The organism is Micromonospora sp. CPCC 205546 (assembly GCF_036902715.1).
In the GTDB taxonomy this organism is placed as follows: Bacteria; Actinomycetota; Actinomycetes; order Mycobacteriales; family Micromonosporaceae; genus Micromonospora.
The window spans coordinates 188,037-208,190 of the sequence record NZ_JBAKHL010000005.1 but is presented as its reverse complement, the minus strand read 5'-3'; the positions used below and the strand labels follow the sequence as shown (position 1 = coordinate 208,190).

Below are 20,154 nucleotides of genomic sequence, written 5' to 3'. Positions count from 1 at the left end.
GTGACCGCAATCGAGGCCCCGGCCCGGCGGGGCGTCCCCGCCGCCGTCGATGCCCGCCGCTGGATTCGCCGCCGCCGCATCGCCGTCGAGGGCCGCGCCGACATCGGCACGGTCTACGCGGCGACCCTCGCTCTACTGATGGCCGTCGCGCTCCTCGGACAGCCGTTGGTCCGCGTCGTCTGGCCGCCGGACGCGCCCGACGGGGACCCGGCGCTGACTCCGTTCCTCGGGGCCGTGGCCGTCTCCGCCGCGTTCGTCGTCGTACTGCGTCAGCTCGGTCCGCTGTCAGTCAGCCGTAGCGACGCCACCTGGCTGCTGCCGGCTCCGCTTCCCCGGCGCACCCTGCTCGCACCGGCGCTCACTCTGACCACCGTCGCCGCGCTTGTCGTCGGCGCCGTCACCGGTATCGCCGTGACCGGGCACGTCGCCGCCCGCCCGGCCGGGCTCCTGGTGCTGGGGGCCGGCGCCATCACCGGCGCGGCGGCCGCGGTTCTCGCGACGCTGCTCGCGCTTGCCTGCCAGCGACGGCCCTCCCTCGCCCGGCTCGCTGACGGCATCGGCATCGCGATCGGCGCGGGCTGCCTCGTCCTGACCGCCGCGCTGCGCACCACCGGCGACCACCGCCTGCCCTCCCCGCTCATACCGCCCGTGGCAGTGCTCGCCACCGGCGCCGCCGCCCTGGCCGTCGGGCTGATCGCGATCGTGCTGACCTGGCGGGCGCTGGAGAACTGGCCGACCGCGCCGATCGCCGAGGCGTCGATCAACGCGGGCGCGTACGCCGACGTCGTCTACGCGGTCGAACCGTCCTACCTGACCGAGATGAGCGCCCGCCGCTTCTGGCGCAGCCGCACCCGGATACGGACGACGCGCCTCCTGACCGCCCGCCGGGTCCCGCCGCTCATCGCCCAGGATCTGATCATCCTGCGACGCAAGGCCGCGCGGCTCTGGTGGCCGTTGGGTGCGGCCGCCGTCCCGGTCTACCTCGCGAATGGCCCCGCCTGGCTCCTTCTCGGCGTGGTCCTGATCGGCGCGCTCGCCGCCGCCGGCCTCACCGCGGAGTCCACCCACGGCGACGCCTCGAACCCGGCGATGCTGCGGCTGCTCGGCGTCACGGGCCGCCAGATGACCGCTCAGCGGCTCGTGGTCCCCGCTGTCGTCGCCGGCGTGTGGCTCACCGTCACCCTGGCCGCGCTGCAGGCCGCCGGCTCGCTCGCCGGACCGTGGTGGGCGCTCGGTCTGCTGGCCGGCCCGGCCGTCGCGGTGGGCGCCTTCCAACGGGCGAAGGCGAGCGCCGCCTCGATCGGCACCATCCTGGTCGACACGCCGCTCGGGGCGTTCCCAGCCGGCATGCTGCTGTGGCTCCTCAACGGCATCGACGTCCTGGCCGTCCTGACTCTGCCGGTCTCGGCCGGCCTGGTGACGCTGCAGGCGCCAGAGGCGCTCGGCTGGCATTGGCTGCTCGCGCAGGCGGTCGTCTCGGCGCTGGGGTGTGCCCTGCTGGTGCGGACATCCGGCGCCGCCGCTGGTTCACTCTGACCGCTGATATCGGTGCGGGACGTACCGACCGGAGGGCATCCTTGCCCGATACCAGGTCACCGGCTCGATCGCCGGTCATGAGCCGGGCCTTCTGCCTGCCGTCGGCCCACCGGGCGGCAGCCGAAGGCTCGTCGCCGTCTCAGGTGGCGTCGCCTCGGGGCGAACCCACCGCCGTGAGGAGGCACTGCGCCATGCCGATCGCCTGCAGCAGCGACATCACGGGTGCCCTGACGTCCAACGCCAGGTCGGCTGAGCGCATCGACAGCGCGCTGCTCGTGGTCACCAGCGTGGCGACGAGGTTGCCGGAGTCGTCGGCGATGGTGAAGTCCCGGGCGCTCCAGTTGCCTCCGGTCGTGGTGCCCGGCCGTCCGCCAGGGTCACCGCGCCGCGTCTTCGACCCGAGTAGTCGATCATGAAATCCAGGATGAACTCGGACTGCGGCCCGACCAGCCGGTAATGGTCGTTGGCGAAGCTGGTGGCGGCGCCGGTGGCCAGCACGGTGGCGGCGGTGGCGTCGCGGATCTCGAACCGTCGCCGCTTGGAGACGAACCGGCGACGGATGACGGCGACCGGGGTCCCGTCGCGCGAGGTGACGGTGACGGTACGCCTGAGCGGGGACGTCAGGGGCAGCAGGAGCAGGCCGGTGAAGGTGGGGTGCACCGCGCCATTGTCGTCGGCTGTGGAGATTTCGCCTCCCGCCTGCGGAGAAAGTAACCGACCGCGTACGGGCGGCCCTCGGTCGGACCCCGTCACCGCCGGGACGGGCTCGGGCGGCCGCACCAGGCACGGGCCGGCGCCGTACGGACCAGCAGCCCGCTGACCAGCAGCGCCAGCACCGCCAGCACCGCGCCCGCTGTGGCGGCGATGAAGGCCGGGTCGATCGGGGGCGTGACGAGGGAGCCGAGGCGCGGTCCGAAGAGCAGCATGATGCCGAGCCCGACCAGGAACGCGGCGGCGACCGGAGCGGCGAAGCGGTGCACCACCCACCACGCCGTCGGGCTGCCGCGCCAGAGCCCCCGGAGCACGGCTGCTGCCACCACCGTGCAACAGACCATGGTGAGCCAGTTTCCCGTGCCCCCGACGTCGGCGAGCAGCACGGTGTTCACGGCGACCGTGTACGCCAACCAGAACGCGAGCAGCAGGATGCTCGCGACGATGCTGGACGGCCGAGGCGACGGCTCGCGCCCCATGGTCGGCGGGCCGGGGCCCAGCGGCTCGTCGGTCATCGCCGGATCCTACGGGTGCCGTCTCCTTCGCACGGAAGTGCCGCTGGCGGCGTCCGCGAGCCCGGCGCCGGGGCCGTGTCGTACGGTCGGTCCATGTCCGCCCCCGATGACGTCCTGGCCGCCCTCCGCGACTTCGTCGCCCGCGTCGACGCGCTCGATCCGGCCGCCCCGCCGCGGGGTGAGCTGGTCGTCGGCCTGCGCGGCGTCGAGTCGAGACTGGCGCTCAGCGCCCCGGTCGCCCGCGCCCTGGTGGAGGCGCTGCGGGCGTACCACGATCCGCGCGACCGGGGCCGCTGCGACCACTGCGGCGGCGGGCGACTGGACGACAACTTCCTGTGCGGCGACTGCGGCGGGCCCAGCGGGCTGTTCGGGCAGTTGATCTCCGAGCGGGCCGCCCGGCACACGGAGCAGGGTGCGGTCCCGGCGGCACCCGCCGCGGGCGGCCGGCACGCCCGGCACGACGGTCGCTGACGCCTGTCGCACCCGGGCCCGGCAACCTGTTCCGGATCATCCGGGAGCTGACCGCGCAGACCGTGCGTTGACGCGACCCCGCCGCCTGCGGTGCGGAGACCGGAGCCGGGAGCTGCGGGTACGTGGGCGACCCCCGATTTCCTGTCGGTCGTGGTCGCTACCCTCCCGGCGTGACTGATCCGGTGAATGGCACACGGGTGCCGAGCGTGGAGGACGAGGCCAGGTTCTGGGCCCTCGTCGAGGCGGCCTGGGAGCGGCTCGGCGACGAGCCCGCGGCGCTCCGGCGGGCGCTGCTCACGCGGGACCCCGAGGCCGGCGACGAGGGTCTCTACGCCATCGACGCCTGGCTCGACCGGTTCCTCGACAACCTCCGCCAGCTCACGGCCGACCTGTCCAGCCGGGAGCTGACCGACCTGGACCGGGTGGTCGAGCGCAAGCTGCACGACATCGACCGGGCCGACGTGCACGAGGTGACCGACGGCTCCGACGACGGGTTCCTCTACTGCCGGGGGCACGTCGTCGCGCTCGGGCGCGGGTTCTACGAGGCGGTGAGCGCCGATCCCCGGGTCGCCGTGCCCGACGGCGAGTGCGAGGCCATGTGCTACTTCTTCGCCCACCTGCACAGGGAGCGGTTCGGCGGATGGCCGGAGACCGGCTCGGGCATCTCCCGGGAGTCCTGCACCAACGCGGCCGGCTGGCACGCCTGACACCCGCGCCACCCCCGGGCGGGATCCACGACATTCGCCCGGCGGCATACACACTGAACGTACGCAGCCGTCAACTCCGTGGAGGCAGCCTCATGCCGTACGCACCCGTCGTCGTCGCCCTGCCGATCGCCGACCGCCCGACCTCGTTCCGTTTCTACTCCGAGGGGCTCGGCCTGCAGGCCGTCGGCGAGCCGGCCGACGACGGCGTCCCCGAGCCCCTGCAGTACGCGCTCAACGACGGCCTGCGTGTCATGCTGGTGCCCACCGGCGGCTTCGGCTGGGTCATCGGCGACCACGAGGTGGCCCGGCGCGGGCAGAGCGAGTGCGTCGTCAGCCTCCCCGCCGCGACGCCGGCCGAGGTCGACGAGCTGGTCGGGCGGGCGCGGGCGGCCGGCGCGCAGATCGTCGTGGAGCCGGGCCAGCAGCCGTGGGGCTACACGGGCACCTTCGCCGATCCGGACGGTCACCTCTGGACGGTGCTCGCCGAGGCGCACTGACGCCGCCCGCGAGGCGCCGCCCGGCCGGGCCTCGACCCGGACGGCGGCGTGCCTCCGGACGCCACGACCGGACGGCCCGGGTCGTGTGGACCCGGGCCGTCCGGTGACAGGGGGCAGGCTTACGGAGGAGATCAGAGGGGGCGGTGCGGGTAGCCGGCGGTGCCCGGCTCCGGGACGACCTCGACCTCGGTCACCACGTACTCCGTGTCGGTCGTCGTGGTGGTGGCCGGCCGGTCGTCGGTGTCGGCGTCGGAACGGCGCTTCGCCGCCGCGGCGGCTCCGGCCGCTGCCACCCCGGCCACGGCGGCGCCCGCCGCCACGGCCTTGCCGGACACCCCGGCGCTGCCGTTGTCGCCGCGGGTAGCGGCGGCGTGCTCGACGCCCGGGGTGCCGACCCCGACACCGCTGTCGACCGTGCCGCGCCAGGCGCCGGTCTCGACGCCCCGCTCCTCGATGTACGTCTTGAACTTCCGCAGGTCGGATTCGGCCTGTCGTTCGATGACGTTGAGCTTGTCGCCGGCCTTCTCGAGCAGGCCCTCGGGCTCGTACTCCAGGTGCAGCCGCACCATGGTGCGCTCGGCGTCGACGGGCTGGAAGTAGACCGCCCCGGCGTTGGTCACGCCCTCGGTGGCCGCCCAGGCCACCTTCTGGTCGGGCACCTGCTCCAGGACCTTGGCGTCCCACTCGCGCTGGACGCCACCGATCTCGGCGACCCAGTGCATCCGCCGGTCGTCGAGCTGGCGGACCTCACGCACGCCCCCCATGAACCGGGGGAACTCCTCGAACTGCGTCCACTGGTTGTACGCGGTGCTGACCGGAACATCTACTTCGATGGACTTCTCGACCTTCGTGGTCATGGGCAATCCTCCTCGTCAGGTCGAACCGCTCTCGTTCGGTGGGGAGAGCCGTCCTCGTCGAACAAACTCCTACCCCTGCCGAGGACGCTCAACCACCCGACCTGCCGAGACACCACATCGGAAGGTCACGGCGCACCCCCGGCCCGGCCGGTCAGGCGGCCTGTTCGGGGAGCCCGCTCAGTCGGCGGACCGGCGAGAAGGCCACCCACAGCACCCCCGCGAGCGCACCCGTCGTCGCGATCCAGAGGGCCGGCCGTACGCCGAGGGCGGTCCCGAGCGCGCCGCCGAGCAGCGCGCCGATCGGCCGGATGCCGTAGTTGACCGTGCGCCGGGCCCCGGTCACCCGCGCCAGCAGCGCCGGCGGGGTGAGCGCGGTCTGCACCGAGCCGCCCACGATGTCGAGCATCATCACCCCGGCGGCGGAGAGGAACTCAGCGGCGAAGAGCATCCCGAGCACCAGCGGGCCCGGTCCGCTGGCCAGCGGAACGAGCAGCAGGGGAGCGGGGAAGAGGACGAACGAGGCGACCAGCGCCGGGCCGACCCCGAAGCGGCGGGCCAGCCGGCCGGTGGCGGTCGCGCCGACCAGTCCGCCGACCGCGCCCGCGCCGAGCACCGCGCCCAGCAGGCCGGGCGCGAGGTGGAGTTCCTGCGTCGCGTAGAGCACGAAGAGCGCGATGAACATGAAGTTGAACAGGTTGACGGTGGTGGTGCCGAGCAGGATCGCGCGCATCATGGGCGTCCGCGCGATGAACCGCAGCCCGGCGCCGAGGGCCAGGCCGCCGCCGCGCGCGGGCGCCGGCTCCGTCGGCCGGATCCGCCCCAGGAAGTACGCGGACACGACGTACGACAGCGCGTCGGCGACCAGGGCGAACGGGGCGGTGAGCACCTGAACGAGGATGCCGCCGACGCTGGGCCCGGCCACCTGTGACATCGCGCGGCTGCCGTTGACCAGGGTGTTCGCCGCCACGTAGTCGGGTCGGGCCACGATGGACACGAAGAGCGGCCCCCGGGCGACCTCGAAGAACACGGCGAGCGTGCCGACGGCGAAGGCCGCCGCGTAGAGCTGTGCCATCGTGAGTACGCCGAGCAGGTGGGCGACCGGCACCGCGATCAGCAGCAGCGCGCGGCCGAGGTCGGTGAGGATCATGACCCGGCGCTTGTGCGGGAGCCGGTCCACCCAGGCGCCGGCGAGCAGCGGGAAGAGCAGGTTCGGGGCGAGCGCGGCGGCGGTCAGGTAGCCCATCTCGGCCGGGGACGCGCCGAACACCAGCACGGCCAGCAGCGGCAGGGCCAGGGTGGAGATCTCGTCGCCGAAGTACGACACGGTCTGCGCCGACCAGTACCGGCGGAACACCCGCTCGCGCAGCAGCCGGGGCAGCGGGCCGCGCCGCGCGGGACCGCCGGGCGGGGCGGCAACCGGAATGCCGGTTGCCTGACCGCTCACCGGTCGCCCTTCTGCTTGCCGGGGTCGCGGGCAACCGGTCCGCTGACCGGAAGCTCCCCGTCGCAGCCGCTGACGGCGCCGGCGGTGGCCGCGTCGGCGTGGTCGGCGGTCGGACCGGCTCCGGCGCCGGCGGTGGCCGTGTTGGCGTTGGGCGGGCTGGCTCCGGGGGCGGTCGCGTTGGCGCTGGCGGCAGCGGTAGGGGCGGTCGGGCCGGTGGTGTCGGCGAGGGCATCGGTGGGTGGTGGTTCGGTGAGGACGGCCAGCTGCACGAGGGTGACCTTCCGGCTTTCGGCCGGTCGCTTCGTCGGGTCGGTGACCCGGTCGTCGTACTCGGCGAGCAGGGCCTCGATGCGCTGGGTCAGCCGGCCCATCTCGTCGGCGGTCACGTACAGCGGCCGGTCGGTGAACCCGGTGACCGCCCGCCAGGCCACCGGCTCGTCGGCCCGCCGGGCGAGGAACTCCTCGGCGCGGTGGGTGTAGAGGGCGAGCTGCGTCGCGCTCAGGGCGTTGGTGGCGGCAACTACCTGCGGGTCGTCGGAGTCGTCGTCCCAGGAGGTGTTGTGCGCGGTGGCCCGCCAGGGCCGCTCCCGGGCGTCGGCGCCGGGCACCCGCTCGGCGAGCCCGTACTTGGCGAGCTGCCGGAGGTGGAACGAGCAGTTCGGCACGCTTGTGCCGAGCCGCTCGGCGGTCTGGGTGGCGGTCAGCGGGCCGTGCTGGCGCAGCAGCCCGATGATGGCCATCCGCAGCGGATGCGCGTAGCCGCGCAGGGCCTTGGGGTCGGAGAGCTTCACCTCGGGCAGCGACATACGCTAAAGCTATCTTTATAAAGGTAGCTTCAGCAATGCTGCAGGGCGCATCGCGAAGGATGACGCCTGCGCCACCCACCCCGCGCGACGCCGTCCCGAAGGCATCAGCCAGAGGTGATCAGGGCGCCATGGACGTAAAAGGCGTCCGGTAGCGGCAGGCCTCGGGGCGGGGAAGGGGGCGGCGTCAGCTGTAGATGGTGGTGGCGTATCGCGGGCCGTAGTGGCGTTCCAGGTCGGCCAGGCTCTCCGCCGGGTTCTCGACCTCCTTGACCAGCCGGGCCCGGGACGGCAGCGCGTCCGGCTGCCAGCTCTCCGGCTGCCACAGCTCGGAGCGCAGCAACGCCTTCGCGCAGTGGTAGAAGATCTGCTCGATCTCCACCACCAGAGCGAGGACCGGCCGGTGCCCCTCGACCACCATGTCGTCGAACCACGGGGCGTCGCGCACCAACCGGGCCCGGCCGTTGATCCGCAGCGTGTCGGTGCGCCCGGGGATCAGGAAGATCAACCCGACGTGCGGGTTGTCCAGGATGTTGCGGTAACCGTCGGCCCGCCGGTTGCCGGGCCGCTCCGGGACGGCGATGGTCCGCTCGTCCAGCACCAGCGCGAAGCCGGGCGGGTCGCCCTTCGGCGAGACGTCGCAACTGCCGTCCGCGCCCGCCGTCGCCACCAGGCAGAACGGTGACGCGGCCAGCCAGTCCCGGTCCCGTTGGTGCAGGACGGGCCGCTCCTTGGCCAGCGCCCGCGGCGTCGGCGCCCCCAGCAGCTCGCGCAGTTCCTCGTGCGAGGTGATCTCCACCGTCACGTGATCCTCCCCCGTGCGTTGACCCCGGTGGCGGCGTGCCCGCCGTCAGTTCAGCCTAGGAGGGCGCGACGAGCGCCAGGTTTGTCACTCCGAGGTGGGGGTACCGCCTCACCCGACCCGCCCGGAGAGACCGAGCAGTGGAGGCCCGATGGAGAGCCGACTCAAGGTGCTGGGCCACCCCGTCCACCCGATGCTCGTCATGTTCCCCGTCGGCCTGCTGGTCACCGCGGTGCTGTTCGACCTGGTGGACACCGTCGGCGGGCCGGACTTCCTCGGCGAGGTCGCGTACTGGAACATCACCGTCGGCCTGGTCGGCGGCCTGTTGGCCGCGGCGGCCGGGACGTTCGACCTGCTGGCCATCCCGCCGAACACCCGCGCGAAGCGGGTGGCGCTGACCCACGCCGCCGCCAACGTGGCGGTGATCCTGCTCTTCGCCGCGATCTGGGTGGTCCGGCTCAACGCCGACTCCCGGGGCGCCGGCGGCGCGCTGATCGCCATCGAGGTGGTCGCCCTGGCCATCCTCGGCGTCAGCGCCTGGCTCGGCGGCGAACTCGTCGACCGGCTCGGCGTCGGCGTGGACCGGGAGGCCGGCCTGGACGCCCCCAGCTCACTGCGGCCCCCGGCGGCCACCCAGCGGATCGGAGAGGCGCGATGAGCGAGCAGAGCGGAAGGGCTGGCATGAGCGAGCAGAGCGGCGGTTCCGGCCGGGGTTGGCGCGGCCGGCAGCAGGGCTGGGACCCGATGGGCGAACTCCAGTCGCTGCGCTCGGAGCTGCGCCGGCTGGTCGGCGGCCGGACCGGGTCGTCGGACGTCGAGCTGACCGAGACCGCCGACGGCTGGGAGGCCGTGGTGCGGCTGCCCGGGGTGGCGCCGGAGGAGGTGGCGGTCGAGCTGGACGACCGCGAGCTCTGCGTCCGCGCCCGCTCCGAGGCCGAGGTCAACGCCGACCACGGCATCCCCGGCGGCTTCGAGACCCGGGGCTTCGAGTACCGCGTCGACCTGCCGTCCCGGGTGGACCCCGACGCCATCGACGCGGTCATGGACCACGGCCTGCTCCGGGTGCGACTGCCCCGGGCCGCCCGGCCCGCGCCGCGCTCCATCACCGTCGGCCGCACCGGACCCCGCTCCGCCGGCCCCGCCGGGGGTACGCCGAGCGTCGTCGACCCGGCCGCGGACCGGGAGATGCACCGCCCGGACATCGCGCTCGACGAGACCGACCGGCCGTAACGGGCCGCGTGGTCACCCCGGACCTGCTCGGCTCCGCCGCCGGGCGCGTGCCCGACGTCGAGCGGATCGCCGTGCTGCGCGCCAACGCGCTCGGCGACTTCATCTTCGTCCTGCCGGCGCTGGAGGCGTTGCGGGCCGCGTACCCGCGGGCGGAGATCGTGCTGCTCGGCGCGCCGTGGCACGCGAGGCTCTGGCGCGACCGGCCCGGGCCGGTGGACCGCGTGCTGGTGGTGCCGCCCGCGCCGGGGATCCGCGGCCCCGATCCGGGCGAGCCGCGGTGGGCGCCGGAGGACTTCCTCGCCGCGGCCCGTCGGGAACGCTTCGACCTGGCGTTGCAGCTGCACGGCGGCGGCGCCAACTCCAACCCGTTCGTCGGCGCCCTCGGCGCGCGCGTCACCGCCGGGCTGCGCGCCGAGGACGCGCCCCCGCTGGACCGCTGGATCCGGTACGTCTACTACCAGCACGAGGTGATCCGCTACCTGGAGGTGGCCGCGCTGGTCGGCGCCGGCGCCACCACCATGGTCCCCACGCTGGCCGTCACCGACGCCGACCGGGCGGAGGCCGACGAGGTGCTCGGCCCGGCGCGGCGACCGAGGGTGGCGCTGCACCCCGGCGCCACGGACACCCGCCGGCGGTGGCCCGCCGAACGCTTCGCCGAGGTGGCCCGCGAGCTGGTCGGCGACGGGTACGAGGTGCTGGTCACGGGCACCCCCGCCGAGCAGGAGGTGGTGGACCGGGTGGTCGCGGCGGGCGGGGTGCCCCTCCGGCCGCAGGTGGGCACGCTCGGCCTCGGCGGGCTGGCCGGCTGCTACGCCGGCTGCGAGCTGGTGGTCTCCAACGACACCGGGCCGCTGCACCTGGCCGCCGCCGTGGGCACCGCGACGGTCGGCATCTACTGGGTCGGCAACCTGATCACGGTGGCGAACCTGCTGCGCGGGCGGCACCGGCCGATCAGCTCGTGGACGGTGCTCTGCCCGGTCTGCGGCGTCGACTGCACCCCGGGGATCTACCCGCACCGCCCCGGCGACGGCGAGTGCCCGCACCGGGACTCCTTCGTCATCGACGTGCCGGTGGTCGAGGTCCTGGAGGCGGCCCGCGAGCTGCTCCGCCCGGAGCCCGGCGCCCCCTGAACGCCCGCGTCCCCGCCGCCCTCAGGCCCGTTGGGCCGTCTCCTCCTCGGCGAGCACGACCTCCCACGCCTCCACGTCCCGGTCGGTGACCGTCGTCGGCGACTCCAGGTGGTACGCGCCGCTGGGCAGGACGCCGGCGCCGCCGAAGCGCGCCAGCACGGCGAGCTGGGCGGCGACGTCCTCGCCCTGGTGCTTCTCGTGCACCCGCCGCCAGAAGTCGAACCCGCCCGAGTCGACCAGCTTCGCGCGGTCGTAGAGCACGCAGCCGCCGATCCAGGACACCTTGTACGCCCGCCAGGCGCCCGGCGGCAGGTCCAGCCCGCGCGTGACGTGCAGCAGGTTCGCCGCCGAATGGATCGACGCGCGGTCCCACTGCGGGGTGCCCGGCCGGATCCGTTCCGGGGTGGGCGGGCCGGTCCACTCCTCGTAGTGCCGGTGCGTCTGCGGCCGGACGTCATCGGCGTACGACAGCCCGTGCACCGCGTTGCCGACGAAGCCGCAGCCCAGCTCCCCGATGGCGGTGACCAGCCGGCGCAGCGTGCCCGGCTCCAGCCAGACGTCGTCGTCGAGGCAGAGCACGTACCGGGCGGCGGAGGCGGCCAGCAGGTACGCCCGGTGCTCGGCCAGCCCGCGCCGGGGCAGCCGGCGGGTCAGCAGCACGGGGTGCCCCCGGTGGCGCAGCGCCCGCACCATGGTGGCCGCCGCCGGGTGCCGGTACGCGGCGTCGCCGTCGGACTGGTCGCTGACCACCACCCCGAAGCCGGGCGCACCCTCCTGCGCGGCCAGCCCGGAGAGGGTGACCGCCAGTTCGGCGGGGCGGTTGCGGGTCGGGATCAGCACGTCGAGCAGCCGATCCTCGCGGAACGCCCCGGCCGTGCCGAGGTCGAGCGGGCGGTTCACGACGGCTTGCTCGTCAGGGAGGTGTCCTCCTGCGGCTCCTGGCCGTGCGCCCGGATCCGGTCGATGATCGCCGAGGTGGACCGGTCGGGGACGTACCCGAGGGTGCGCACCTGCCCGCCGAGCCGGCGCACCAGCGGCGCCTCCGGCACCATCTCCGGCGGATAGTCGCCGCCCTTGACGTACACGTCGGGGCGGACCGTCTCGATCAGCCCGGCCGGGGAGTCCTCCTCGAAGACCACCACGTGGTCGACGCACGCCAGCGCGGCGAGCAGGGCGATCCGGTCCTCGACCGGGTTCACCGGCCGGTCCGGGCCCTTGAGCCGGCGTACGCTGCCGTCGGAGTTGACCGCCACCACCAGCAGGTCGCCGAGCGCTCGGGCCTGCTCCAGGTAGCGCACGTGACCCCGGTGCAGCACGTCGAAGCAGCCGTTGGTGAAGACGATCGCGCGGCCCGCCCGGCGATGCTCCGCGACGATCGTCGCCAGCTCGTCGGTGCCGACCAGCGCCCGGTGCTCCGCCCGGCCACCCGGTGCGTCGAGGGCGACGAGCAGGTCCTCGCGGCGGCACACGCAGGTGCCGGTGTCCGAGACGGTGATGGTCGCGGCGAGCTGGGCCAGCTGGGCGGCGGTGGGCAGCGGCGCGTCGGCGGCCAGCGCCAGCGTCATCGCCGCCAGGTACGCGTCGCCCGCCCCGACCGCGTGGCTGGCCGGCACCGGGGTGCTGTGGCTGCGCCGGGGCTCGCCGTCCGCCCCGCCCACCACCGCGCCGTCGGTGTCCAGGGTCACCGCCACCACGTCCGCACCGGTGTGCGCGCGCAGCTCGGCGAGGCGGGACTCGGCCAGCACGGCCCGGTCCACGCCCTCGCCGACCGTGGCGTTCACGGTGACGCCGGTGCCGGTCACGGTGAGCCCGTCCCCGGTCATCGCCACCCGCCCCTCGCCGGCCGTCGGCTCGTCGGTCGGGTCCGCCTCCACGGACCGGTGGGCGTCCTGGTGCGGGCCGACGCCGCCCGGGGCGACGCCCACCGTCAGTTCGGAGGGCCCGTCGGTCGGGTCGCCGTCGGGGTGGTCGAGGTGCAGTCCGGCGCCGGGCGCCGGCCGGGCACCGGCGGCCCGGGCGAGCAGTCGGGTCGCCTCGGCGAAGCTGGGGGTCACCACGGTCGGGGCGAGACCGCGCCAGTCGGCCAAATCGTGGGCGTCCAGCGCGACCGTCGCGTACCGCTCCCGGTGGGCCACCAGCCAGGCGCGGACCGCGGCGGGCAGCGCGCCCAGGCCGTAGTCGCAGACCACCAGGGTGGGCGCCTCGCCACCGGCGGCGCGCAGTTCCTCGGTGGCGCAGTCCAGCGCCGTGAGCAGCCGGGCCACCCCGTCGTCGTCGAGCGCGTCGTCGGCGTCGCCGGAGTCCTCCCGGAGCAGGATCTGGTTGCCCGCCAGCATGCGTCGCTTCACCGGCGTCGGCCGGCCGGGCTGGTTGACCGTACGGTCCCAGACGCCGGCCCGGTCCAGACAGTCGTGCAGCTCGTCGCCGGCGACGTCCGCGCCGACCGGGGCCACCAGCACCGCCCGGCCCCCGAGCGTGGCGACGTTGACGGCCGTGTTCGCCGCCCCGCCGGCCGCGGAGATCCGTCGGCGCAGGGTGAGGACCGGGGCGGGGGCCTCCCGGCAGAGCCGGTCGGACTCGGCGAACCGCCAGTCGTCGAGCATCGCGTCGCCGACCACCAGGACGGGACGACCCAGCCAGCCCTGCACCACCGCGGCGAGCCGGCGCTGTTCCGCTGCTCCTCCTGCCATGCCGTCCCGGGTCCCCCGGGGCATCCTGACCAAACCTGCCGCCGCCGGGGAGGGGTTTCGGGCACCGGGCCCCGGGAAGGGACGGACGGTACCCCGGAGAGGAGAGACACCGAGATGGCAGCGACGACACTTCAGGGCAAGCGGATCGCGTTCCTGGCGGCCGACGGCGTCGAGGAGGTCGAGTACGTCCAGCCCCGTGAGGCGGTGGAGCGGGCCGGCGCCACGGTGGAGCTGGTCTCGCTCGAGCCCGGCACGATCCAGTCCTTCAACCACCTGGACCAGTCCAAGACGTACGACGTGGACGTCACCGCGGCCGACGCGGACGCCGGCGGCTACGACGCGCTGGTGCTGCCCGGCGGGGTGGCCAACCCGGACTTCCTGCGGGCCGATCCGGACGCGGTGCGCTTCGTCAGGGCGTTCTTCGACGCCGGCAAGCCGGTCGGGGTGATCTGCCACGGGCCGTGGACGCTCGTCGAGGCGGACGTGGTGCGTGGCCGCCGGATGACCTCCTGGCCCAGTCTGCGCACCGACCTGACCAACGCCGGCGCGACCTGGGTCGACGAGGAGGTCGTCACGGACGGCGGCCTGGTCAGCAGCCGTAAGCCGGACGACCTGCCCGCGTTCTGTGCGAAGATCGTCGAGGAGTTCGCCGGAGGCCCGCACTCGTCCCGTTGACCGGTCGTCGGTCGGGGAGCCGGTGGCCCGCAGCGCCGCCGGCCTCCCGACCGACGAGGTGCACGCCGTTGCGCGTGCATGTCTCGGGTGGGCGGGGAAAGGAGGCGGGATGACCACGCAAGCCCCGGCGCTCGGCGGACGGCAGATCCGGCTGCTGATGTTCGGCCTGATGACCGGCATGTTGCTGGCCGCGCTCGACCAGACCATCGTCGGCACCGCGCTGCCGACCATCGTCGGTGAGCTGGGCGGGATCAACCACTACTCGTGGGTGGTGACCGCGTACCTGCTCGCCTCCACGGCCTCGACGCCGCTCTACGGCAAGATGGCCGACCTGTACGGGCGACGCCCCGTCTTCCTCTTCTCCATCGGCACGTTCCTGCTCGGCTCGTTGCTGGCCGGACTGTCGCAGGACATGACCCAGCTCATCGTCACCCGGGGCATCCAGGGTCTCGGCGCCGGCGGCCTGATGACGCTCGCGTTCACCATCATCTCGGACGTGGTGTCGCCCCGGGAGCGCGGTCGCTACCAGGGGCTCTTCGGGGCGGTCTTCGGTCTCTCCTCGGTCGCCGGCCCGCTGGTCGGCGGCTACTTCGCCGAGACCGACTGGCGGTGGATCTTCTACATCAATTTGCCGTTGGGGATCCTGGCGCTCATCGTGTGCTCCCGGGTGCTGCGGCTGATCCCGTTCACCAAGCGCGACCACTCGATCGACTGGATCGGCGCGGCGCTGCTGGTCGCCGGGGTGAGTTGCCTGCTGCTCGCGCTCAGCTGGGGCGGCAACGAGTACGCCTGGGCCTCCGGGGTGATCGTCGGCCTCTTCGCCGCGGGCGCGGTGCTCGGCGTGCTCTTCGTGCTCCAGGAGGCCCGCGTGGCCGAGCCGATCCTGCCGCTGCGGCTGTTCCGCAGCGCCACGTTCGCGCTGGCCAACTCGGCCGGCTTCGTGCTCGGCCTGGTGATGTTCGGCTCGATCATCTTCATCCCGCTCTATCTCCAGATCGTCCGGGGCGCCTCGCCGACCCGCAGCGGCCTGCTGATGCTGCCGATGATGGCCGGCGTCATCATCACCTCGGTGCTCACCGGCCGGGCGATGAGCCGGATCGGGCGCTACAAGTGGTTCCCGGTGGCTGGCGCGGCGGTGCTGGTGGTCGGCATGCTGCTGTTCACCCGGCTGGAGGTGGCGACCTCCCTCTGGCTGGCCTTCACCTACATGGTCGTGATCGGCGTCGGGCTGGGGCTCTGCATGCAGTCGCTGATCCTGGCCGTGCAGAACGCCGTGTCGATGCGGGACCTGGGCGCCGGCACCTCCTCGGCGACGTTCTTCCGCTCGCTGGGCGGCTCGTTCGGCGTCGCCATCCTCGGCGCGGTGCTGTCGGCGCGGCTCACCTCGGAGCTGGCCGGCCGGCTCCCGGGCGCGATCGCCCAGCTACCGCCGGAGCAGCGGGCCGCGGTGGCGGCGAGCGGCGGAGCGGACATCTCGGTCAACGACCCGGCGACCATCCTGGCGCTCCCCGCCCCGCTGCGCGCGGCCGTCCAGGGGGCGTTCGTCGAGTCGCTGCACCTGGTCTTCCTCACCACCGGCCTGATCGCGATCGTGGCGGTGCTGGTCACCCTGGCGCTGCCGAACGAGAAGCTGCGGGGCGCGGGGCCGGGCGGCGCCACGGGCGGCACGGACGGCCTCGGCGGCGAGGGCCCGGCGCCCGGGGGCAAGCCGCTGGCCAGCGAGTCGAAGCAGGAGGCCGCCGCCGAGATGGAGGCGAAGAGCCAGACGATGCTCTGAGCGGGCCGGCGGGGCACCTGCGTGCGGCTCCGAGCCGGGCGGGGCCCTCGCGGGCGACCGGGCCGGACCCTATTTGAGGATCAGCCGGTTGGTCTGCTCGAAGACGTCCAGGTCGGCGAGGGTCTCGGGGACGCTCGCGGAGAGCGGGGCCGGGAGCTGCGCCCGGTGGAAGAAGCCCGCGTCGGTCGTCTCGTCGGTGATCCGGGCCAGCTCGCCGTCCCACTCGTCGACCCGGAACGCGGTCGTGAAGATCTGGTACGTGTGGCCGTACATGTTGGTGTGGGTGCGGTCCGGGCCGGTGTAGAGGGCGAAGGCGCTGACCCGCAGCGCGCGCAGCCCGGTCTCCTCGCGTACCTCGCGGACGGCGCAGTCGGCGATGGACTCACCCAGCTCCATCGCCCCGGCGGGCAGCGCCCACTGCCCGTTGTCGGAGCGCTGGATCAGCAGCAGGCGCCCCGCCTTGTCGCGCACCACGGCGCGGGCGCCGACGAACATCAGCGTCCGGTCACCGGCGAGCGCGCGGAGCTGTCCCACGTACGAATCGGCCCAGGAGATGCTCACCCGGACAATTTACGGGGTCCATCCGGTCTCGACCGGCTTTCCAGGGTTCCCAACCTGTGACCGCCGACACTACTTTGTTACCCATGCGTAGCACGATGATGGACGCCCCCCTCCAGGTCTCCAGGATCCTTCTCCACGGCGCCACCGTGCACGGCGCTGCGGAGGTGGTCACCTGGACCGGTGGCGAGCCGCGCCGGATGTCGTACGCCGAGGTCGGGCGCACGGCGGCCCGGCTGGCCCACGCGCTGCGCGAGGAGTGCGGGGTCACCGGCGACGAGCGGGTCGCGACCTTCATGTGGAACAACGCCGAGCACCTGGTGGCGTACTTCGCGGTGCCCAGCATGGGCGCGGTGCTGCACACCCTCAACATCCGGCTCTTCCCGGACCAGGTCGCCTACATCGCCAACCACGCCGAGGACCGGGTGGTGCTGGTCGACTCGACGCTCATCCCGCTGCTGGCCCGGGTGATCGGCGAGATGACCACCGTGCGGCACGTGGTGGTGGTCGGCGGCGGCGACCCGGCCCCGCTCTCGGCGGCGGCGGGCGACCGGATCACCGTGCACCACTGGGACGCGCTGCTGGCCGACCGTCCGGACGCCTTCGACTGGCCCGAGGTGGACGAGCGCGACGCCGCCGCCCTCTGCTACACCTCGGGCACCACCGGCAACCCGAAGGGCGTGGCCTACTCGCACCGCTCGATCTACCTGCACTCTCTGCAGGTCTGCATGCCGGAGGGGTTCGGCCTCGGCCCGACCGACCGGGAACTGCCCATCGTGCCGATGTTCCACGCGATGGCCTGGGGGCTGCCGTACGCGGCCTTCCTCTCCGGGGCGTCGCTGATCATGCCGGACCGGTTCCTGCAGGCCGGGCCGATCGCGGAGATGATCGCCGCCGAGCGGCCCACCCTGGCCGGCGCGGTGCCGACGATCTGGAACGACCTGCTGGCGCACCTGGACGCCCACGACGTGGACAGCTCCTCGCTGCGGGAGGTGATCGTGGGAGGTTCGGCCTGCCCGCCGGCGATGATGCACGCGTTCGCCGAGCGGCACGGCATCGACGTCATCCACGCCTGGGGGATGACCGAGATGTCACCGCTGGGCTCGGTCTCCCGGGCGCCGGCTGGCGCGAGCGGCGAGGAGGCCTGGCGCTACCGCTACACGCAGGGCCGGGTGCCGGCCGGGGTCGAGGCCCGCATCGTCGGCCCGCTGGGTGAGCCGTTGCCCGCCGACGGGACGTCGGTCGGTGAGCTGGAAGTCCGCGGGCCCTGGGTGACCGCGCGGTACGTCGGCGACGACGACGGCGACGAGGAGAAGTTCCGCGACGGCTGGCTGCGTACCGGCGACGTCGGCACGCTCTCGCCGGACGGCTACATCACGCTCACGGACCGGGCGAAGGACGTCATCAAGTCCGGTGGCGAGTGGATCTCCTCGGTCGAGCTGGAGAACGCCCTGATGGCGCATCCCGCGGTGCTGGAGGCCTGCGTGGTGGGGGTGCCCGACGAGCGCTGGGGTGAGCGGCCGCTGGCCACCGTGGTGCTCCGCGAGGGGGAGTCGGCGACGGCGGAGGACCTGCGGGAGTTCCTCGCCGGGTCGGTGGCCCGCTGGCAGTTGCCGGAGCGCTGGGCCGTCATCGACGCGGTGCCGAAGACCAGCGTGGGTAAGTTCGACAAGAAGATGGTGCGTTCCCGGTACGCCGGGGGCGAACTGAGTGTCCGGGAGCTGACCGCTCCGTAACGGTTTCAGGCGCACCGTCGCCTGTAGGGGTAGGGACCACTCCTGAAATCCCTCCCCAGGGGCGGCCCCGGCGTTCGCACCGCGCCGGGGCCGCCCGCTCCACGCGGGTTACCCGCCCCGTCATTGTTGCGAAACTTGTTCGCCTCTGTGCCCATGACGGGGAAATCCGCCCAGCTCAGGGGGACTGCCGCTCCTCGGCCCGACCGTCACCCGTCCGCGCTGGTGGTGATGAGCACCTTGCCGACCACCGAGTTCTCCACCGCCTGGTGCGCCGCGACGGCCGCCGAGAGCGGGTGGTGGTGCAGCGGCAGCCCGGCGTCCTCGCCCGCCCGGATGCCGCCCTGCGCCGCCGCGGCGGCCACGTCCACCACCGCCTGGGCCTTGGCCGCCTTCGGTTCCGTGTAGACGAGCACGAACTGGAACCGCGCGTTCGGCGCCATCAGCGGCCGTACCGGCAGGGTCAGCTCGTCCCCGCCGTCGTCGGCGTAGACGCAGACCGCGCCGCCGCGCCGGAGCAGTTGGACGTCGGCGGCGGCGTTGCGGGCCGGGGAGACCTCGACGATCGTGTGCACCCCGTCGGGCGCGATCTTGCGGACCTCCTCGACCACGTCCTGCTCCCGGTAGTCGACCACGAAGGAGGCGCCGGCCGCCGCCGCCAACTGCGCCTTCTCCGGACTGCTGACCGTGGCGACCACGCAGGCGTCCGCCCACCGGGCGAGCTGGATGGCCGCGTTGCCCACCGCGCCCGCCCCGCCCTGCACGAGCACGGTGTGGTCGCTGAGCGCACCGGCGTGCAGCCGGTCCGGCGTGTACTCGCCCGCCGTCAGGCAGCGGTGCGCCGTGAGGAAGGGGATGCCCAGGCAGGCTCCCAGGTCGAAGGAGGCGTCGCCGAGGGGCACCGCCTGCCGGACCGGCACCACCGTGTATTCGGCGGCGGTGCCCCAGGGCCGCTGCCACGCGGCCTCCCACAGCCAGACCCGTTCGCCGATCAGCTCCCGGTCGACGCCCTCGCCGACCGCCTCGATCACCCCCGCGCCGTCCTGCCCGGGCGTCTGCCAGTCGCCCGGCAGCGGCCCCTGCCGGCGCGCCTTCCAGTCCGTCGGGTTCACCCCCGACACGGCCACCCGCACCAGGACCTCGCCGGGGCCGGGCTCCGGCACCGGCCGGTCGACCAGTCGCAGCACCGAGGGATCCCCGGTGCGCTCGTACACGATCGCCTTCATCCCCGTCTCCTCACCCGGCGGCCCCGGCCGGGGCGTCGTCGGGTGCGGTACCCGGCGGATCCGCGCTCATGCCCGCCCCGACCACCGCAAACCGGACAACCCGGGCACCCGCCGTAGGGCGCGGCGCTCGCGCAGGGCCTACCCGAGCCGGTCCACGGCCTCCGGGGTCAGCTCCCCGACCGCGCCCAGCACCAGCGCCGCGAGCCGCTCGGCGTCCGGGTCCAGCGGGTACGCGCCGTGTGGCACCGCCACCACCGTCATCCGGGCGGCGGCGGCCGACCGGATGCCGTTGGACGAGTCCTCCACGGCGACGCAGCGGGCCGGGTCGACGCCCAGCCGCTCGGCGACCGCCAGGTAGACGTCCGGTGCCGGCTTGCCCCGTTCGGTCTCCTCGGTCGACAGCGTGGCGACGAACGCCCCGGTCAGGTCCGTCGCGGTCAGCGCCGCCGCGATCAGGCGGGTCGGCGACGAGCTGGCCAGCCCCAGCGGCCACCGTCCGGCCAGCCGGCGCACGACCTCGTCGGCCCCGTCGATCAGCGGTACGCGGGCCGCGTAGCGCCGGGTCATCTCCTCGACCACCTCGGCGGCGACCTGCTCGGCGCTCCGGTCGACGCCCAGCTCACCGCTCAGGTACCGGGCCCACTCGCCGGTGCTCATGCCCATCAGCCGGCGCTGGGTGTCGGGTTGCCAGGTCCCGCCGTGCGTCGCCACGTACGCCCGCCGGACCTCCTCCCAGACCGGCTCGGAGTCCACGATCACGCCGTCCAGGTCGAAGATCACCGCATCCGCCAC

General features: G+C 74.1%; 21 protein-coding genes and 1 pseudogene. 10 read left to right on the top strand and 12 right to left on the bottom strand.

The genetic code is table 11. From position 1 onward, the window contains the following. Nucleotides 1–1,536 (top strand): DUF6297 family protein, encoded by a 1,536-nt coding sequence (locus V6U77_RS04820; protein WP_334604951.1) that lies wholly within the window; start codon nucleotides 1–3, stop codon nucleotides 1,534–1,536. Nucleotides 1,537–1,675: 139 nt separating this feature from the next. On the opposite strand, the gene V6U77_RS04815 is transcribed toward V6U77_RS04820, so the two are convergent. The 3 genes from V6U77_RS04815 to V6U77_RS04805 all read right to left on the bottom strand — a co-directional run bounded on the left by V6U77_RS04815 (nucleotide 1,676) and on the right by V6U77_RS04805 (nucleotide 2,762). Then, complete coding sequence (locus V6U77_RS04815) at nucleotides 1,676–1,819, bottom strand: hypothetical protein (RefSeq protein WP_334604950.1); 144 nt, start codon at nucleotides 1,817–1,819, stop codon at nucleotides 1,676–1,678. Then, nucleotides 1,816–2,196 carry a hypothetical protein gene (locus V6U77_RS04810; RefSeq protein WP_334604949.1) on the bottom strand — a complete coding sequence of 127 codons (381 nt, stop codon included), beginning with the start codon at nucleotides 2,194–2,196 and terminating at the stop codon, nucleotides 1,816–1,818. The genes V6U77_RS04815 and V6U77_RS04810 overlap by 4 nt, the downstream gene beginning before the upstream one ends. A gap of 89 nt (nucleotides 2,197–2,285) precedes the next feature. Then, entirely contained in the window at nucleotides 2,286–2,762 is a 477-nt protein-coding gene (locus V6U77_RS04805) for a hypothetical protein (RefSeq protein ID WP_334604948.1), read from the bottom strand. 93 nt (nucleotides 2,763–2,855) lie between these two features. Here V6U77_RS04805 and V6U77_RS04800 point away from each other — a divergent pair, with 93 nt between their 5' ends. The 3 genes from V6U77_RS04800 (at nucleotide 2,856) to V6U77_RS04790 (ending at nucleotide 4,437) form a co-directional block, all read left to right on the top strand. Then, nucleotides 2,856–3,233: a hypothetical protein gene (locus V6U77_RS04800; protein WP_089002361.1), complete on the top strand. Its 378-nt coding sequence runs from the start codon at nucleotides 2,856–2,858 to the stop codon at nucleotides 3,231–3,233. Nucleotides 3,234–3,403: 170 nt separating this feature from the next. Next, nucleotides 3,404–3,940: a DUF4240 domain-containing protein gene (locus V6U77_RS04795; protein ID WP_089002360.1), complete on the top strand. Its 537-nt coding sequence runs from the start codon at nucleotides 3,404–3,406 to the stop codon at nucleotides 3,938–3,940. A gap of 92 nt (nucleotides 3,941–4,032) precedes the next feature. Next, nucleotides 4,033–4,437 (top strand): VOC family protein, encoded by a 405-nt coding sequence (locus V6U77_RS04790; protein WP_089002359.1) that lies wholly within the window; start codon nucleotides 4,033–4,035, stop codon nucleotides 4,435–4,437. 407 nt (nucleotides 4,438–4,844) lie between these two features. On the opposite strand, the pseudogene V6U77_RS04785 reads toward V6U77_RS04790, so the two are convergent. From V6U77_RS04785 to V6U77_RS04770, 4 genes and pseudogenes are all read right to left on the bottom strand, one after another. Beyond that, nucleotides 4,845–5,294 (bottom strand): annotated as a pseudogene (locus V6U77_RS04785) (SRPBCC family protein); the annotation flags it as partial. Between the two features lie 151 nt (nucleotides 5,295–5,445). After that, complete coding sequence (locus tag V6U77_RS04780; RefSeq protein ID WP_442934371.1) at nucleotides 5,446–6,738, bottom strand: MFS transporter; 1,293 nt, start codon at nucleotides 6,736–6,738, stop codon at nucleotides 5,446–5,448. Next, nucleotides 6,735–7,544 (bottom strand): winged helix-turn-helix domain-containing protein, encoded by an 810-nt coding sequence (locus V6U77_RS04775; RefSeq protein ID WP_334604947.1) that lies wholly within the window; start codon nucleotides 7,542–7,544, stop codon nucleotides 6,735–6,737. The genes V6U77_RS04780 and V6U77_RS04775 overlap by 4 nt, the downstream gene beginning before the upstream one ends. A 184-nt stretch (nucleotides 7,545–7,728) precedes the next feature. Then, entirely contained in the window at nucleotides 7,729–8,346 is a 618-nt protein-coding gene (locus V6U77_RS04770) for a pyridoxamine 5'-phosphate oxidase family protein (protein WP_334604946.1), read from the bottom strand. A 148-nt stretch (nucleotides 8,347–8,494) separates the two neighbouring features. On the opposite strand from V6U77_RS04770, the gene V6U77_RS04765 reads away from it, so the two are divergent. Genes V6U77_RS04765 through V6U77_RS04755 form a run of 3 tightly spaced genes read left to right on the top strand, consistent with a single transcriptional unit; the run spans nucleotide 8,495 to nucleotide 10,703 of the window. Next, the gene (locus tag V6U77_RS04765) at nucleotides 8,495–9,001 is read left to right on the top strand and encodes a DUF2231 domain-containing protein (RefSeq protein WP_089002355.1); all 507 of its coding nucleotides are present in this window, start codon (nucleotides 8,495–8,497) and stop codon (nucleotides 8,999–9,001) included. A gap of 23 nt (nucleotides 9,002–9,024) precedes the next feature. Then, a complete protein-coding gene (locus V6U77_RS04760) occupies nucleotides 9,025–9,573 on the top strand; it encodes an Hsp20/alpha crystallin family protein (RefSeq protein ID WP_089002354.1) in 549 nt (182 codons plus the stop codon). Between the two features lie 8 nt (nucleotides 9,574–9,581). Further along, the gene (locus V6U77_RS04755; RefSeq protein ID WP_334604945.1) at nucleotides 9,582–10,703 is read left to right on the top strand and encodes a glycosyltransferase family 9 protein; all 1,122 of its coding nucleotides are present in this window, start codon (nucleotides 9,582–9,584) and stop codon (nucleotides 10,701–10,703) included. Nucleotides 10,704–10,724: 21 nt separating this feature from the next. Here the strand turns inward: V6U77_RS04755 and V6U77_RS04750 are convergent, their stop codons facing one another. Then, nucleotides 10,725–11,603: a glycosyltransferase family 2 protein gene (locus V6U77_RS04750; RefSeq protein ID WP_334604944.1), complete on the bottom strand. Its 879-nt coding sequence runs from the start codon at nucleotides 11,601–11,603 to the stop codon at nucleotides 10,725–10,727. Beyond that, nucleotides 11,600–13,393 carry a D-glycero-beta-D-manno-heptose 1-phosphate adenylyltransferase gene (rfaE2, locus tag V6U77_RS04745; protein ID WP_334604943.1) on the bottom strand — a complete coding sequence of 598 codons (1,794 nt, stop codon included), beginning with the start codon at nucleotides 13,391–13,393 and terminating at the stop codon, nucleotides 11,600–11,602. Before rfaE2 ends, V6U77_RS04750 begins: the two co-directional genes overlap by 4 nt. A gap of 114 nt (nucleotides 13,394–13,507) precedes the next feature. Between rfaE2 and V6U77_RS04740 the strand changes: the two genes are divergently transcribed. Both V6U77_RS04740 and V6U77_RS04735 read left to right on the top strand, forming a co-directional pair. Continuing rightward, entirely contained in the window at nucleotides 13,508–14,068 is a 561-nt protein-coding gene (locus V6U77_RS04740) for a type 1 glutamine amidotransferase domain-containing protein (RefSeq protein ID WP_334604942.1), read from the top strand. A 109-nt stretch (nucleotides 14,069–14,177) separates the two neighbouring features. After that, on the top strand, nucleotides 14,178–15,845 hold the full coding sequence (locus V6U77_RS04735; protein WP_334604941.1) for an MDR family MFS transporter: 1,668 nt from the start codon (nucleotides 14,178–14,180) through the stop codon (nucleotides 15,843–15,845). Between the two features lie 69 nt (nucleotides 15,846–15,914). Here V6U77_RS04735 and V6U77_RS04730 read toward each other — a convergent pair whose 3' ends face one another. Further along, nucleotides 15,915–16,406, bottom strand: a complete 492-nt coding sequence (locus V6U77_RS04730; protein ID WP_334604940.1) for an NUDIX domain-containing protein — start codon at nucleotides 16,404–16,406, stop codon at nucleotides 15,915–15,917. A gap of 98 nt (nucleotides 16,407–16,504) precedes the next feature. Between V6U77_RS04730 and V6U77_RS04725 the strand changes: the two genes are divergently transcribed. Continuing rightward, complete coding sequence (locus tag V6U77_RS04725) at nucleotides 16,505–18,139, top strand: fatty acid--CoA ligase (RefSeq protein WP_334604963.1); 1,635 nt, start codon at nucleotides 16,505–16,507, stop codon at nucleotides 18,137–18,139. Nucleotides 18,140–18,345: 206 nt separating this feature from the next. On the opposite strand, the gene V6U77_RS04720 is transcribed toward V6U77_RS04725, so the two are convergent. Together V6U77_RS04720 and V6U77_RS04715 are read right to left on the bottom strand one after the other, a co-directional pair. Beyond that, a complete protein-coding gene (locus tag V6U77_RS04720; RefSeq protein WP_334604939.1) occupies nucleotides 18,346–19,362 on the bottom strand; it encodes an NADPH:quinone reductase in 1,017 nt (338 codons plus the stop codon). 138 nt (nucleotides 19,363–19,500) lie between these two features. Beyond that, nucleotides 19,501–20,154, bottom strand: a complete 654-nt coding sequence (locus tag V6U77_RS04715) for an HAD family hydrolase (RefSeq protein ID WP_334604938.1) — start codon at nucleotides 20,152–20,154, stop codon at nucleotides 19,501–19,503.

Coding starts and splice junctions, on each gene's coding strand:
- rfaE2 (WP_334604943.1), bottom strand. CDS start 13,393: ATGGCAGGAGGAGCAGCGGAACAGCGCCGGCTCGCCGCGGTGGTGCAG.
- V6U77_RS04800 (WP_089002361.1), top strand. CDS start 2,856: ATGTCCGCCCCCGATGACGTCCTGGCCGCCCTCCGCGACTTCGTCGCC.
- V6U77_RS04740 (WP_334604942.1), top strand. CDS start 13,508: ATGGCAGCGACGACACTTCAGGGCAAGCGGATCGCGTTCCTGGCGGCC.
- V6U77_RS04775 (WP_334604947.1), bottom strand. CDS start 7,544: ATGTCGCTGCCCGAGGTGAAGCTCTCCGACCCCAAGGCCCTGCGCGGC.
- V6U77_RS04790 (WP_089002359.1), top strand. CDS start 4,033: ATGCCGTACGCACCCGTCGTCGTCGCCCTGCCGATCGCCGACCGCCCG.
- V6U77_RS04735 (WP_334604941.1), top strand. CDS start 14,178: ATGACCACGCAAGCCCCGGCGCTCGGCGGACGGCAGATCCGGCTGCTG.
- V6U77_RS04760 (WP_089002354.1), top strand. CDS start 9,025: ATGAGCGAGCAGAGCGGCGGTTCCGGCCGGGGTTGGCGCGGCCGGCAG.
- V6U77_RS04805 (WP_334604948.1), bottom strand. CDS start 2,762: ATGACCGACGAGCCGCTGGGCCCCGGCCCGCCGACCATGGGGCGCGAG.
- V6U77_RS04765 (WP_089002355.1), top strand. CDS start 8,495: ATGGAGAGCCGACTCAAGGTGCTGGGCCACCCCGTCCACCCGATGCTC.
- V6U77_RS04720 (WP_334604939.1), bottom strand. CDS start 19,362: ATGAAGGCGATCGTGTACGAGCGCACCGGGGATCCCTCGGTGCTGCGA.
- V6U77_RS04725 (WP_334604963.1), top strand. CDS start 16,505: ATGGACGCCCCCCTCCAGGTCTCCAGGATCCTTCTCCACGGCGCCACC.